General features: G+C 31.6%; 18 protein-coding genes and 1 pseudogene. 18 read left to right on the top strand and 1 reads right to left on the bottom strand.

What is annotated here, in order from left to right; all coding sequences use genetic code 11:
- Positions 1-276: 276 nt before the first annotated feature.
- From ACYQ73_RS20975 to ACYQ73_RS20985, 3 genes are all read left to right on the top strand, one after another.
- Positions 277-534 carry a hypothetical protein gene (locus ACYQ73_RS20975; protein ID WP_460014244.1) on the top strand — a complete coding sequence of 86 codons (258 nt, stop codon included), beginning with the start codon at positions 277-279 and terminating at the stop codon, positions 532-534.
- Positions 535-947: 413 nt separating this feature from the next.
- On the top strand, positions 948-1,385 hold the full coding sequence (locus ACYQ73_RS20980) for a hypothetical protein (RefSeq protein ID WP_460014245.1): 438 nt from the start codon (positions 948-950) through the stop codon (positions 1,383-1,385).
- A gap of 308 nt (positions 1,386-1,693) precedes the next feature.
- Positions 1,694-2,371, top strand: a complete 678-nt coding sequence (locus ACYQ73_RS20985; RefSeq protein ID WP_460014246.1) for a hypothetical protein — start codon at positions 1,694-1,696, stop codon at positions 2,369-2,371.
- A 182-nt stretch (positions 2,372-2,553) separates the two neighbouring features.
- Here the strand turns inward: ACYQ73_RS20985 and istB are convergent.
- Positions 2,554-3,196, bottom strand: a pseudogene (gene istB / locus ACYQ73_RS20990) (IS21-like element helper ATPase IstB); the annotation flags it as partial.
- 48 nt (positions 3,197-3,244) lie between these two features.
- On the opposite strand from istB, the gene ACYQ73_RS20995 reads away from it, so the two are divergent.
- The 15 genes from ACYQ73_RS20995 (at position 3,245) to ACYQ73_RS21065 (ending at position 14,357) form a co-directional block, all read left to right on the top strand.
- Complete coding sequence (locus ACYQ73_RS20995) at positions 3,245-3,637, top strand: hypothetical protein (RefSeq protein ID WP_460014247.1); 393 nt, start codon at positions 3,245-3,247, stop codon at positions 3,635-3,637.
- A 319-nt stretch (positions 3,638-3,956) separates the two neighbouring features.
- The gene (locus ACYQ73_RS21000; RefSeq protein ID WP_415732716.1) at positions 3,957-4,604 is read left to right on the top strand and encodes a hypothetical protein; all 648 of its coding nucleotides are present in this window, start codon (positions 3,957-3,959) and stop codon (positions 4,602-4,604) included.
- 423 nt (positions 4,605-5,027) lie between these two features.
- Entirely contained in the window at positions 5,028-5,387 is a 360-nt protein-coding gene (locus ACYQ73_RS21005) for a hypothetical protein (RefSeq protein ID WP_460014248.1), read from the top strand.
- Between the two features lie 316 nt (positions 5,388-5,703).
- Entirely contained in the window at positions 5,704-5,910 is a 207-nt protein-coding gene (locus ACYQ73_RS21010) for a hypothetical protein (protein WP_460014249.1), read from the top strand.
- A 196-nt stretch (positions 5,911-6,106) separates the two neighbouring features.
- On the top strand, positions 6,107-6,787 hold the full coding sequence (locus ACYQ73_RS21015) for a hypothetical protein (protein WP_460014250.1): 681 nt from the start codon (positions 6,107-6,109) through the stop codon (positions 6,785-6,787).
- Positions 6,788-7,355: 568 nt separating this feature from the next.
- Positions 7,356-8,222, top strand: a complete 867-nt coding sequence (locus ACYQ73_RS21020; protein WP_460014251.1) for a hypothetical protein — start codon at positions 7,356-7,358, stop codon at positions 8,220-8,222.
- A 456-nt stretch (positions 8,223-8,678) separates the two neighbouring features.
- A complete protein-coding gene (locus tag ACYQ73_RS21025; protein WP_460014252.1) occupies positions 8,679-9,116 on the top strand; it encodes an SMI1/KNR4 family protein in 438 nt (145 codons plus the stop codon).
- A 174-nt stretch (positions 9,117-9,290) separates the two neighbouring features.
- Entirely contained in the window at positions 9,291-9,539 is a 249-nt protein-coding gene (gene imm45, locus ACYQ73_RS21030; RefSeq protein ID WP_460014253.1) for an Imm45 family immunity protein, read from the top strand.
- A 287-nt stretch (positions 9,540-9,826) separates the two neighbouring features.
- Positions 9,827-10,159, top strand: coding sequence for a hypothetical protein (locus ACYQ73_RS21035; RefSeq protein WP_460014254.1), 333 nt, complete (start codon positions 9,827-9,829; stop codon positions 10,157-10,159).
- A gap of 331 nt (positions 10,160-10,490) precedes the next feature.
- Positions 10,491-11,267 carry a macro domain-containing protein gene (locus tag ACYQ73_RS21040; RefSeq protein WP_460014255.1) on the top strand — a complete coding sequence of 259 codons (777 nt, stop codon included), beginning with the start codon at positions 10,491-10,493 and terminating at the stop codon, positions 11,265-11,267.
- A 208-nt stretch (positions 11,268-11,475) separates the two neighbouring features.
- A complete protein-coding gene (locus ACYQ73_RS21045) occupies positions 11,476-11,775 on the top strand; it encodes a hypothetical protein (RefSeq protein WP_460014256.1) in 300 nt (99 codons plus the stop codon).
- A gap of 337 nt (positions 11,776-12,112) precedes the next feature.
- Positions 12,113-12,238 (top strand): hypothetical protein, encoded by a 126-nt coding sequence (locus tag ACYQ73_RS21050; RefSeq protein WP_460014257.1) that lies wholly within the window; start codon positions 12,113-12,115, stop codon positions 12,236-12,238.
- Between the two features lie 419 nt (positions 12,239-12,657).
- Complete coding sequence (locus ACYQ73_RS21055) at positions 12,658-12,972, top strand: SMI1/KNR4 family protein (protein WP_460014258.1); 315 nt, start codon at positions 12,658-12,660, stop codon at positions 12,970-12,972.
- 308 nt (positions 12,973-13,280) lie between these two features.
- Positions 13,281-13,955: a hypothetical protein gene (locus ACYQ73_RS21060; protein WP_460014259.1), complete on the top strand. Its 675-nt coding sequence runs from the start codon at positions 13,281-13,283 to the stop codon at positions 13,953-13,955.
- Positions 13,956-14,186: 231 nt separating this feature from the next.
- Positions 14,187-14,357, top strand: a complete 171-nt coding sequence (locus tag ACYQ73_RS21065) for a hypothetical protein (protein WP_460014260.1) — start codon at positions 14,187-14,189, stop codon at positions 14,355-14,357.
- Positions 14,358-14,467: the final 110 nt, after the last annotated feature.

Consider the following 14,467-nt stretch of genomic DNA (forward strand, 5'->3'; position numbering starts at 1 on the left):
AAAATTAAAGAAGAGAAACCCCTCGCTGCCAAGAATTTTGGCTTATCATTAAAAATGTGAATTATATCCAAACGTTGTATCCACACACAAGTAGAGATATATAATGGGTGATTTTGAAATTTACTCAGTGGTTTGATATGGTAAACTTGGATAAATAAAGGAAGCTCTGTTATTCAACCGAACGGGATTGATAAATATGTAATTCCTTCTCCAGAAGCTGGATTAGAAGGTGGAACAAATAAAATTGTTACCGCATCTCCTTCAAAATAACTAACGATGAAAGAAGAGAGTAAATTGATAAATGAATATAAAGTTGATTGGTGCCCATTGTGTGATCAAGGCTGGGTCATAATTGTAAAAGATATTCAAACATCAAATCTGTATTTGTGTTGTAAAGAATGTGAGTCTGAATGGAAAAGCCCATATGAAATAACTCAGGAACAATGTTTGCCATTTAACACATATGCAAAATATGATTTTCCAACTGTAGATGAGGTGATTAGTTATGGCTGGGCTGAATTTATCAAAACCTAAGTTGTAAGGAAAACCTTAGTGAGTAGTATTCGATGAACTTCTTATAATAATTAGGAATCCCTTGAAGTAAAGTAGAGCACGTACTTAGAAAATATAGCAATCATAAAAAAGGGGTTGAGATGAGCATAGTCTTTGCTTACGATACAACCTCATCTAGTGTTCTAATAGGGTGTGGTAATTTTGTATTTACTAATCCGAGTAAGGAAATAGCTTCTGAATTTGCTAGAAAAACAGATATATTATTAAATTAAAACCTCTAATTATATTGATGTAAATAAATCGCTCTGAGCTTTTGTGCCATATCCGGAACAATTAGAACATTCAATACTTTAAGGTATTTCGCCAAATGAATAGTTGGAGCACATGTAAAAAATAAAGGGAAATGACAGGAGACTTTATTCCTAACTTATTATTTGGTAGGTGATATTTTGAATTATGAAAGTAAAACTATAAAACTTGCTATGAATGACGGAAAAATATTTGAAGGTATTTTGAAACTATATGAGGAATGTCCAGATGATGAAGAAATGGTTTTAATAGAACTATTAATATTAGATGACACAATAAGTTTCAAACATGAAAACTTTTTCCTAGCACTTCAAAGCCTGCGACAACATCTAGAGGATAAACATATACAGATTATGTGTAATGGGGCTGCGTTAAACGTTTATCCATCTCAAATGCAACTATCGATGGGTACGGGACAATTAGCATATAAAATAAAATTTGGAGAACCAGCTAGATTAAAAGATATAGTTGACATATTTGAATTTGACAATGATCTGAGGTTTGTAAAAATCGAAGAACAGTTCAGCTACTATATTGGGTGGTTAAAAAGTTTAGAAGGCTAGGTTTATTGGTTAAAGAAGAGTTTTTACTAGTGGTTAATTATACCTTTAGATTTTTTTGGGGGCTAGATTATGGAAATTTATTTTTATAAAGTAAATGAGGAATATGGCTGTTTCTCGGATTTTTCTCCTCATGGTTTTGAATCAGATGGTTTTTTGGAATACAAGTGAGCATTATTTTCAGGCAAATGTGGGATCTGAACTTGAGGAGAGAATTAGGCTTTCATTATCACATTTGAAACCCTAAATGGGACGTGATAGGAGAAACCCACTTAAACAATAACAACTAAAAAATTAGGGAAGTGTACAAGATGATAGAAAAAGATTACGAGATGATTGTAAAAATATTCGAGGAATATCGTTCCTCATACAATGTGTTGCATCATCAAGTTGAAGACGTTGAAAATGAAACGATTATTTGGAGCAATTCTTATCTAGAAATATACCCATATCAATATGAATTAAATCAATTACCAAAACCAAAAATTTATAAAAAGGAACCGAAATCTAAGGAAGGAATTGTAGTGAATAAGTTGAAAAACAATGAACTGTATCTTGCTTATGACGCTGAAAATAAGGGGTGGGGGAGTTCTTTCATAATAAATGAAACTGAAAAGAAAATCTGTCTTAGATTTCGTAGTAATAGGGCTGGTGAAATGGTTTTAGGCCAAGTATATTATATAATATATGAAGGATCTGTGATAGAAAAAATATTATTCTACAAAAGGGACGATGATAGGAACAAAGAAACGTTTATGGTTGACAGATATTCTTATAATGACAATTTGACTGCTCATACTATTATTAGAGATGGTTTCTTTGAAGAAAAAATAAAAATTTTATCCACAAGGACATTTAGATTTGAGTATGTAAATGGAGATGTACTTATTTACTCGAAACAATTGAAAAAAAATCTAAAAGTTGTTGAAGATCTATTGTATACCTCTAGAAAGGCAAAAAAAATAAACAGTGACATCAGAGACAGGTAATGCGAAATGAAAATAGGGAATTAAGATTAGAGTGTCAGGAATTATAATTAGCTGATTGTGACAGGAAAACTGTTTCGTCATCAAGCGAAAAGTAACTATACACTATTAAATGTAGAAAATGTTTATTTATATAAATGTCAACACCAATATGTACATTTTCGCTCGTTTAAGGATGTACAAAATCACTCGTTTTCCGATGTTAAATGATGCTTTAATCGGTATGAATCACCGACGATTGTGACAACGCTTGCGTGATGTGAAATAGATCTAATATCGCGTTTGCTAACTTCGGTTCAGGGAAAATTTCATCCCACGATTTGAAGTTCACATTAGTTGTGAAAATCGTGCTACGTTTCTCATAACGGGCATCAATAAGCTGGAAAAACAGTTTCGCATCCTCTGGATCAATAGGTAAGTTACCAATCTCATCGATGATTAATAATTTATATTTTGTATAATGTTTTAAACGATCTCTAGCCTGTTTTCTAAACAGGCTTTTTTCAGATTCTGAATTAAGTCATGGCACTTAATAAAATAGGTACTTGTTCGCTTTTTAGCTGCAGTAATGCCAATTACTGTGGCCAGATGGGTATTGCCGACACCACTTGGACCAAGGAATACAATATTCTCATTTTCTTCGATAAAACGAAGGCTTTGAAAATCGAGTATTTGTTGCTAGTTAATATTTGGTTGGAAATCAAAATTAAAATCTTTTATTTTCTTTAAATACGGAAATGCAGCGACTTTCACCATCGCATGAATCATATTTTGCTCACGTACATCGATTTCATAGTTTGTTAATTTAATAAGTGTATCGAGAAAAGCTTTTGTTCCTGATCCATCACCTGCAAAAGGAAAGGGGGGTGTTTGTAAATGATTCCACACCATAAATTTCAGAAATTCAATACTTATTTAGAAGATGAATATGTTTATGCTGAGTTAGAGCAATTCTGGATTGATTTTTTTCTAAGCACTTTAGATAAAAACAGTAAAAATAAAAATGAATGGATTTCTCCTTTTTACAACACTAAATTTTCGAACGGGAAAAGTATGATGAATGCAAATCCCATTTTTTCTGTAAAATCATTAAAAAATGAAAAGATTATCAGAATACTTCAGACAGATATGGGAGACCAACAAGAACTTTCTCATTGGATAAATAGTACGATGGATAATCATAATGATGAATTAGTAATCAATTGTGTGTTAAATGAAAAAAACTTAATAGAGATTGAAAGCCTAATACTCAATTGGATTAAATCTTGAGTGAGACCAAATTCAAGTAGACAATAAAAATATAAGCAAACAGGATATTGATCATCTCTCACATCCTGTTCTTACATTCCATAAATCATTTTTCACTGCCATTTCCTGGGTATAGCGGTCGTCAAAACGGATTCCATTTATTACGCCTGTAATCGCTCCAAGTATAGCAATATGTGCTACAAGGTCATCAAGCTGATCATGACCAATTTGACGGAAACGTCATTGTGAAACGTCCAAAGTGATAATGTATAGGAGAACGAATGGAAGATGGTCGCTGGAAAAATGCAATAAAATGTCACTAGCATTAGGGAGAATTTAAATGGATTCTATAATAGTTAAAATAAATCAGGAATTACTTGATGGTTGGAGTGAAGTGGAACAAAATGCTGAAAATAGGATCACTGCTAAATTATCAGAAGTTTCTTACTGGAAATATGCTTCAGATGAATATTATAGTCACCTTCCTTATTTTCATGAAGTAAATAATTTTAAAAAAGGACGGATATTAAAGAATATATCAGAGGAAGAACGATTTAGTAAAAGAACCATACACTCATTTGGATTTAATGAACTAGATCAATTAATTATCATGCAACATCCAGAAGTAGATGCTGATATAAAGTTTGGTATATCAACAGAATTATATACTTCTGAGACTGATGGAACAGTTAGAAGCAATGTAATAAGATGGTACCCTGAGAAAAATCAACCTACTGTGTTATTAGCCCTGAGTGTATTTAGAAATTTGGATGAAACTAGTAAAATTGAAGTCAGAAGTGGAAAAAAGAATTGGACAGCAACACATTATAGCTATGATACTCCAGATGGAAAAATCAACAGAATCGTTCGTAGCTCTTCAGGATGGGCAATGCCAGAAGAATATGATTTGATTTACGGAGAAGATAATAAATTAGACAAATTAATGATGAGCAATGTCGTCTGTTGGAAAAGAAAAGTTAAAAAATAATGTTAGTTAAATGAAAATAGCGTATCCAACAAAATTAGAGGATATGCTGTTTTCAATATTATCAGAAAAACTTAGATTTAGTTATCAACTTTAACCCCAAAATAACTATAATGAATGGGAGTCAGAGTATATTGCTAAAAAAAAGTTAGCAGATAGTAGTTTTGAATTTTTAAAATAAGATAGGATTATTAGAATAAAGTTTCAGAAAATTATGTAAAGCGTTGAAATAATTCTACGCTATATGGCTATGTTTGTGATCCTAATCGAATGATTGATCTATTAGGTTTAAATGAAACTTTGGGAGATACATATACTAGGAAATCCAGCATATAAGTTTGCAAAGAAAGATGCTAAGGTTCTTATACAGGTGAAATACCTAAATGTGCTTATGCTATTCATAAAAAGGGAAGGTGTCTTTAAATTATGAAGATAGATTATCGAAGTGAAATCGACAAAATTAGAAATTCTTTAAAGAACTACTACGAAAACTACTACAATAATCAATTCAAAAGTGAAGAGGAAGATTACATTGAAAACAAAAAGGTCAAAGAACAAATAAAAAAATTAATAATTCAAGTTTATAATGATAGTACTCTGTCTGAAGCGGACAGAGGGTATTTAATAAAAGTAGCGGTAGAACTTCTGGCAAAAAATACAGGTTGTGTAGAAGACGCAGAGATTGCTGAAGATATTCTGGATAGTCTTTTTAATGATATGAAAATACTAAGTCAGGAAGATATTGGTAATTTTTACGAGCAATATTCCTGCAGAAGATGGCATTAAGGACTGGATCATTCTCAAAAAAAAGATGTCAGTTTAGAAAAGTAAAAACAAAGCCCGTGTACAAATAGAAAATAGACTTTGATGAGATGAAAAGAACGTATGGGCGAAGTCTGACTGGATTGGTTCAGTGAATTTATCTTCCGGGCGATCGTTGGACAGTATAACAGCATGATGCCTAGGAAATATCATACGTGCTGATAATTGTGATGACACCTGGGAAACGTTTGGCTATGACAAAAATGGTACGTTAATGGAACTGAGAATGAACATGGGACCGTAAAGCTAGAGCTAAGTGGTGGTTTCGTACTTTATAACTATGTGGTTGATACGAAATTTAACGGACATTCTAGGTTTAAAATCAAATTCTGCACTATTGGGCTCTCGTTTAGGGCGTGCTCCGGGACCTAATCACGCTGCTCATAATATTGTTATGACAGGAACTAAAGACCAAAGAATAAATTCTCACTTTGCACAAATGAAAGCACATGAAATTGATCCGGATGGAAAATATTTTGGTATTTAGTTACCAATACGAGATAATGATAAAGTAATCGGTGAAGCAGATACATCTCATCAATAAAATGGACTATATGGAAAATGTTATAAAAAGTAACTATTCAATAGATTAGATGGAAATGATAAAGAAAAGTTTGATAATGAACTAAATAAAGGACGGACTTGGAAACAATAACAACTAAAAAATTAGGGGAGTGAACAAGATGATAGAAAAAGATTACGAGATAATTGTAAAAATTTTCAAGGAATATAGTTCCTCATATAATGTGTTGCTTCATCAAGTTGAAGACGTTGAAAATGAAACGATTATTTGGAGCAATTCTCATCTAGAAATATACCCATATCAATATGAATTAAATCAATTACCAAAACTAAAAATTTATAAAAAGGAACCAAAATCTAAGGAAGGAATTGTAGTGAATAAGTTGAAAAACAATGAACTGTATTTTTCTTATCGTGCTGAAAATAAGGGCTGGGGAAGTTCTTTCATTATAAATGAAGTTGAAAAGAAAATTTGCCTTAGATTTCTAAATAACGATGATGACGAAATGGTTTTAAGTCAAGTATATTGTATAATATATAAAGGATCTGTGATAGAAAAAATAATATATTATACAAGGGACGATGATATAGGCGAAGAAACGTTTAGGACTGACAGATATTTATATAATGATAACAACACTATTCAAACTATTATTAGAGACGGTTTCTTTGAAGAAAAAATAAATGTTTTACACACAAGGACATTTAGATTTGAATATGTAAATGGAGATGTACTTATTTACTCGAAACAATTGAAAAAAAATCAAAAAGTTGTTGAAGATCTATTGTATACCACTAAAAGTCAAAAAACTAAAATCAAACAGCGACATAAGAGAATGTGAAACTAAAATAGGGAAATCAAGTTTAGAGTATTGGGAATTGTAATTAGCAGATGCAGTACGATGTTGACATGAAACAATTAATCAAATTAACAATACATGTATGAGCTCTAAAATTTATCATTTGAAGTAAAACTGCTGAGGTGTTTTTATTTGATGCCAAAACTAGTAAAAAAATTTGCAAAACATGTGTAAAGAAGGTGCTCTAAGCGGTTTTTTTACATGTGTTTTTTTGTGAAAAAATTACTTCACTATTGTAAATTCTATATATTTCATCATTAGAACCCCGAAACTTTTGTTTTGTTACATGAAAAAACTCTCTATCGGAACATAGTTGGACAGTGTATCAACACGATATGCTTTGTAATATTGAAGCCTTCTGAGAGATATTTGGCTACGATAAAAATGGGTTGTTAGTGGAGATTGAAAATGAGCATGTGACCGTAAAGTTGGAGCGAGACTCATCTGGACGAGTGATTAAGGAGTGGCAAAATGAGATTGCGAGTACCTATGATGAATTAGGCAGAACAATAAAGATTAACAAGAAAATATTGTAGATGAGGTAGAAGGTATGAGAAGAGAGTTGGAAATATTAACTAAAATAGGGCTAAACGAAGTACAGCTATCTATGACATCTTCAGACTTAAACAATATCGTAGGTGAATTGGATAAGAAAAATGTCAATGGAAAAGAATTTTTTCAATATCAAGATGATTATATATTTCATTTTGTAGATGATGTTTTAGTAAGTATTTCTGTGAACAATCCAAAAATTATTTTCTTGAATGAACAAAAAGTTGATTTAATGAATGAATCAAAGCAATTTTTATTCAAAGAAAATCCGTATTTTGTAGATGGATGTTATATATTTCCTCAGTACAACATGTCAATTTACGGTTTAGATTATCCCGATGATGGAATTCAATTAACAATTTATTCAGATAACCAAAAAAATATTTACGAGAAAAATATAAAAGTAGGTTTTCCATTCAGAAGTATTGAAAATCAGCAAAAAAACTTAAAATATGAAATTACTCCGTATCAATCTGTAGGATTATTAAAATTCGGCATGCAGCCGAGTGAAATTGAAAAAATATGGGGAGTTCCTTTAAAAATAAGCAAGAATAATAGAAAGGGTATAACTACTGAAAATAGGACGAATAGTCAAGCAATTTATAATGAAAAAGGACAGTTAATTCAACTAGCCTTAAATTGTAAAGAGGAAATTATTATTGATAATAAATTGTTATCAAAATTCGGTTCTAAATTGGATAGTTTAAAAAATGAAGAGTATTTTATAAACAGAAACTATAAAATATATTTCAAGTTTGGAATTGCATTAGATAATTTAGGAAACCTATCTTCTAATGATTTTGTTTATATTTTTTCAGAAGAGATGATTCCTTACTGGAAAGATATATATCGCCCTTTAATCTAACGAATCATCAGAAGTGATATGAATACTTCGCCCCTAGTTGTTAATTGCAAAATAAAAATGCAGAGAATTGTAGCTTTACTTAATTGCAATTCTCTGCATTTTCGTAACAAATCTAACTTATTTTTGTATTTTACTATTTCAACATTACTAACTTTTCTGTTTGTTCGATCAAGCAAGAAATCAATACTGACATTGAAATAATCATCATAGTCCAGCACCATCACAAACAAAACTCACAATGTCCAATACAAGCAATACCAGCCAAACACCATAGCATAGGGAATAGAGGACAGCATCCAAATGGAAATACCAAAGGTGGAGGTTTAACCCCACAAGAGAGAACTGATTTTAATAAATGGAAACAGGGATTTTAAAGAAATAACGCTGAACAAGAGAAAGAATCGAGCAATCTTAAAGCTGGATGACGGGGCTAAATAAAAAAGGAGTTAAAGAAAAATGAGAGAAGAACTGATGAAAAGAATAGAATGTTTTCTTGAAAATCATCCTGAATTAAAAGGAATACCTGTCACGCTTAAAGAGATTGCGAAAGCAGAGGAAGAACTTCAAATAAAGCTAGATGATGATTATAAAGAATTTATTAAGCGATTTGGAGGCTGTTATGCAGGGATAGCAATTCATGCCTTTTCTAATGGTCCATCCATGGGTAATGAAACTATTATTAATTTGACGAATTGGTGCAGAGAATCATTTGAAGGAGATGAGTTTTCTCCTGAAATTAACAAAAGCTTAATTTTTTCTGATGATGGTTCAGGTAATCCAATAGCAATAAATGCTAATGGTGAAGTCGTAATATACTACCACGACTCAGGAGATAAAGAAGTATTGTCGGAATCTTTTGGGGATTTTGTTGAGGAGAATTTTGCTGAATGGTAATTTATGAATTACTCCCAAGCAGTTAAATTAAATTTCGGATAACTTTATCCACTAATGAAATAGCCAGTTAATAATTATCCAAAAACATATGTATGAAGCTGTTAAAAGCCTACCTTACATGAGTTTACTTGCCTGCTGATACTTCTGGAAAACATAATTTAAGGTGTGGTTAATATGAAGAATATAAAATTGATTGACTTAAAAGAAAATATAGAACGCGGAGCAATACTAAGATGTAAGGGGAAATATCCCTATGAAGATTATGTAGATTTTATGGTTGTTGAGCAACAAAAACAGTACTCATTATTAGTTGCATCTGGATATAAAGCTGGCTTAACTTTTGTACATTTACCTCAAGAGTCAATTCCAAAAGATAATGAGGGATATGCAATAGATATTAAGTGGCTGAAATTATTGGAATAAGTGGGGATACATTGACTGTCCAATTAATGAAGTACACATTATATACAAAGACGCCCCTAACCATTTTTATGATATTTAAAAACCACATAATCGCAAGATGTTTGTAGTCTTCATGGTTGGTGCTAGCATTTACATTTGTAGTTATTACGTATGGTTTTAAAAAAGAGCCATATGGATTATAGGGTACATAAAGATGATCCCGTTCATCGAGCAAATAAAATGGCAATAGAAGTTTTAGTGGAAGGAGGAATACCTAACAGTGCTATTACCTGTACGGGTTGGATTTTATGAAAGATAGTTTAAAGCAGTTTCTTGAATATAATGATTCTGATGAGGAGTTAGCATATTACAGTAGAATGAATGCAGAGTGGAATGAAGAATCATTTATAAAAATGCAACAGTTGGTTAGGAAAGTTATAGAGGACTATTCAGATGATGATTATTATAATAAAACCTTTGTATATTATTGCGTGGAAATTATTAAAATAATAATAGGTACAATTTCACACGAAGAATTCTGTGATACGTGGCCTGAGTGTTTTACACAAGAAAGTTATAAAGATTTTATAGCAGAGAGAATTGAGCAATTAAAGTTACTTCAGAAAGATTTATTTTATTAGGATGTTGTAGTAAAAGTAATGCCCCCCTGTATTAAAGGAATCAGCAATTGATTATAAACTATTTAAGATATTGCCGACCTGGAATAGGGAAACGTAGACTGAAATTATAGCGAAAGAAGTTTTGTTTCGGGTGAGGCGTTGTAGGAATTTTTCTGTTCGATCCTAAGAAGATTTGAACATTTACCCTGGGTGTTTAAATTAGCTGCAAATATTTATGTTGATGTTTGAAAACTAAAATAGCGTATCTTTTTTGATGTTGCAGCTTTAAATGTTCGTGAACCTAGACTAGGGATTTTATTATTGAAATTAGTTCAGAAAGCGGTGGTTATTTGTGGCGGAAAAGTATGTAAAACCCTTTGAAAGCTTATTATACTACAAATGCGATAATATTGATTTTGCAAAAGGTAACGGACAATTATTTACAGAATTTGAGAATGGAGTCGCAACTAGGCAGATCAATATAATCAATAACGATATGTATATTTCTTCATCGTTGAACGATTGGAACGAAAATATTGGATTTTTATTGTACGATGGACATATCGATAGTTTAGACTTAAGTGATAGTATACCTATTACTAGATTAGAATTTGAAGGTAAGTGGAAAGAGGGAATGTTAGATCATGTTAACAAATCTCAAATAAGTTACTTAAAAGGTGATGCTTCTCTTCCTTTAGAACAAAATACACTAATCATTCATGTTGTTAACCTATTAGGATTATGGGGAAAAGGCTTTGTTCTATCTCTATCAAAGCAATTCCCGCTTGCAAAAAAAGAATATATAAAATGGTCTAATGACAAAGAAACATTTAGGTTAGGAGAAGTTAAGTTTGTATGTGTGGATCAACAGAAAACAATTTTTATTGCAAATATGCTTGCACAAAAAGGTGTGAGAAAAAATTATAAAGATAGTACAACTTATATTGATTACGATGCACTTCGTTTATGTTTAAAAGAAGTTGCAAGATTTTCATTAATACATAGATTATCTATACAGATGCCTAAAATTGGTTCAGGGTTAGCAGGAGGAGACTGGAGAGAGATTGAAAAATTAATAAATGAGGAATTGATTTATAATAAAATTAAATGTAGTGTTTTTGAATTGTAATAAATAAAGAATATTGAAAACGTATGGGTATCTACGGAACAACCGGTAGGATATTGCTCTAGGTAAAGAAATGGAGGACATAATGAGAACCAGATTAATAGAAACAACTGTTGGTGTAATAGATGCTAGAGATGCGTTGATTTTAAAAAAGCTCATTATGGATTGATTTCCAAGAGAAGGTGAACTTTCGTTAAATTTATCAACTGCGTTGGCATCAAATATTTCCACAGAAGAACGATGCATTGATATTTCTTTCATTTTTAAAAATGTAGTCAAGTTTGGACTTTGTGGTCTTGATTACTTTAACGAAAATGTATTGGATACATGTTTTTGTGAAGTGATTGATTCCGACTTTTTGAATCAGCAAAAGACATTGGTTGAAAAAGGATTTAAGCATTATTTTCTTGAATGTTACGATGAAGTTATTGAAGTTGTGGCTGAAGAATACAATCTTATTTTGCCAGATGGACTTAGAATAGCTGATGAAAAAATGGATAAAAGCGTATGATTTTTTCAACCACTAAAATTATTTAACAAGAGCACAAAAATCTACAACATAGAAATGTGTAGCTTTGTAGGAAATTATAAAACACATGTAAAGGGTATTATTCCATGGACATGTGTTTTTTCGTGTTTTGATTAACTGGGTTTATTCCCCCTTATCTCGGAACGATTACAGAAATAATTGTTAAATTATATATTAAGGTAAGCGTTTATTTGAGCGCTTTTGAACAAGTATCTTGATTATGTAAGGTCGAGTGAATCGATTGCAAAGAATAAAGATGGTTCTGGTCTTGTTAAGAATGTAACAAGTTGCCTAGGTGAAAAAACGGGAGGTTTTAAGAATGTTAACTTTAAAGCCATTAAATTTTATATTCAAAATATCTACTACTGATTTAGAGTTGGTATATACAGAATCGGGTGGCGTGAGAATTGAGGTTGGTGCTATATCATTAAAGAGCAGCCTTTAAGCCCTTTCTTTACATATTTTTTGCGTTAAAAATGGAATTGTTTTTTCGTGTATGTAGTGTTTATCCTCATCATCAGGTGAGTGGTACCTGAAGTTGTAGTAAAATGGGATAATAACCCTTTTTTGAACAATAAATACCCTTTATATCAAGGCTTTTGATAGGAGCTCAGATTTTACTGCAGCATTTAAAGAAGCGGGTATTAGTGCTATAGGATAAGGCACCAAGTAGCAAATTTTAATCCAAAAACAGGCGAGTTAACCATGCAACTAATTAAGGCTACTTTGAAACATTAAGGGTCGGTTAAATAGTTCGAACATCATTTTGAATCTGGATCATATGGTACGTATGAAGATAAGATGTGAACATATGAATCTGGATGGAGAAAAAATGACATGAGTAGTAACTAAGGAGCGGAGAGAATGTTTATAGATTGTTCTACTCAACTAACAATAAACGATTTAAACGATGTTGAAATTACATTAGGATTTAATTTACCACAACAGCTTAAAGAACATTATTTACAATTTAATGGCGGGGTTCCAGTTAAACCTTGTTATTATGCGCATGATATTGACATTGAAACGGAAATTGCCGAGTTTTCTCCAATAAAATATACAAATAGCTCAAGGCTACTAGAAGAAAGGTACCTAGATTTCATAAATAGAGAAGCACTCCCCAAAAAATATCTCCCGTTTGCAAATGATTGGGGTGGTAATTTATTTTGTATTGATTAGAAAACGGAAATGTTGTTCTTATATGGATGGGCTTGGGGAAAGTTACAGAAAGAAGCATCAATTTTTTATCAAACAGCTTTGTAACTTTCATAAATAATCTTGAAAAATGTGAAGATGATTAATTCCAGAAGAGATGAAAAAGGGCCTTAGGTAAAGAAAGCAGACAACTTAAACAGAGGTTATCGCTTTAGCTTGTCTGTTTTTTCCTTCTGCTAATGAAGAACTCAGAAACATCAAACAGGGAAATGGGGAAAAAATTCCTTAAAGGTATAGCAAATAAATAGGTCATATTTAATTGGAGGAAATCAATGATTTTAAATTTCAAGTCGACACCTTTAATCACTAGAACAGAAAGAAACTTTGATGCAAATGAGATCAATATCGGTTTTCAAACGAACATACCTACGAGACTAATTGAGTTTTGGAATTTTTTTGAGGAAGTTACATTTGAAAACGGAATAAATATTTATGGTTTTAACATTGCAGTGGAAAGGAACGGGTTGTACGAAGTAAGTGTTTACGCACCAGATTATATTTTGATAGGGGATGATGGTGGAGGTCAAGGGGTGTTTTTAAAAAAGAATAGCGACCAACTAAACGTATTCTATCAAGATTTGGGTGCATTGTCGTCGCCTTTATATTCTTTAGATATTGATTTTTTTACTTGGCTTGAAAATAATCCTTTTATTGATGAAGAAGATGTTCCTTCAGTCGAACTTGATTTGATAGATGAGGTAAAAGTGTATGTTGTCAGAGTACCAAATGATGCAAATAAATTTATTATGGACATAAGAAAATGCTTTAATTTGAAACTTTCTATAAAAGATATTAGAGAAAAACTGAATGGTTTACCTTTTTTAGTGATCCAAGATATCACACTTATGAAGTATGGCAAAACAATTGAAATTTTAAATCAAAAATACAATTGTTTAGAGGTTCACAATTCAAAGAATGTGATTTTAATTAGTCCAGTAAAAAATTAAGCAAATAGCCTTCCTAAAGAATTTGAGTGATGTTCAGAGAGCCAACGCTAATAAAATTAAGAGCTCCTTCCTTACATGTTTTTTGCGGAATAGGATTCAAGAGCAGGTTGTAAAATTTGAGGAGTCTATTGGATGGCCTCAAAATCATCCGCCAACTGTATCTGAAGTCTAAAAAAGTTTTTCTAGTAAAGGGAATGGTGCATGAAAGGTTAGTTGCATAGGTGAAAGGCATTGGAGGTGTTTGTCCTGGATAAAGAAGAAAATATCCACGGTTTTGATAATTATTTAAATGATGAAAAGGTATATGAAGCTTTAGAGAAATATTGGATGGATAACTTTTTTAAGTGGCTAGATACAGAAAATATTAATAAGAGCGATTGGTTAATAAACTGTACCCTATAAGATAGACACTTTGAAAAAAGTCTATCCTATAGGGTACTTTTGTTTATAATGAGAAAAAAGATGTCGGAGCGGAATAAATGACGAAAAGATTATTTACTAAAAAAGAGCAA

It is taken from the genome of Lysinibacillus sp. CTST325 (genome assembly GCF_054665055.1).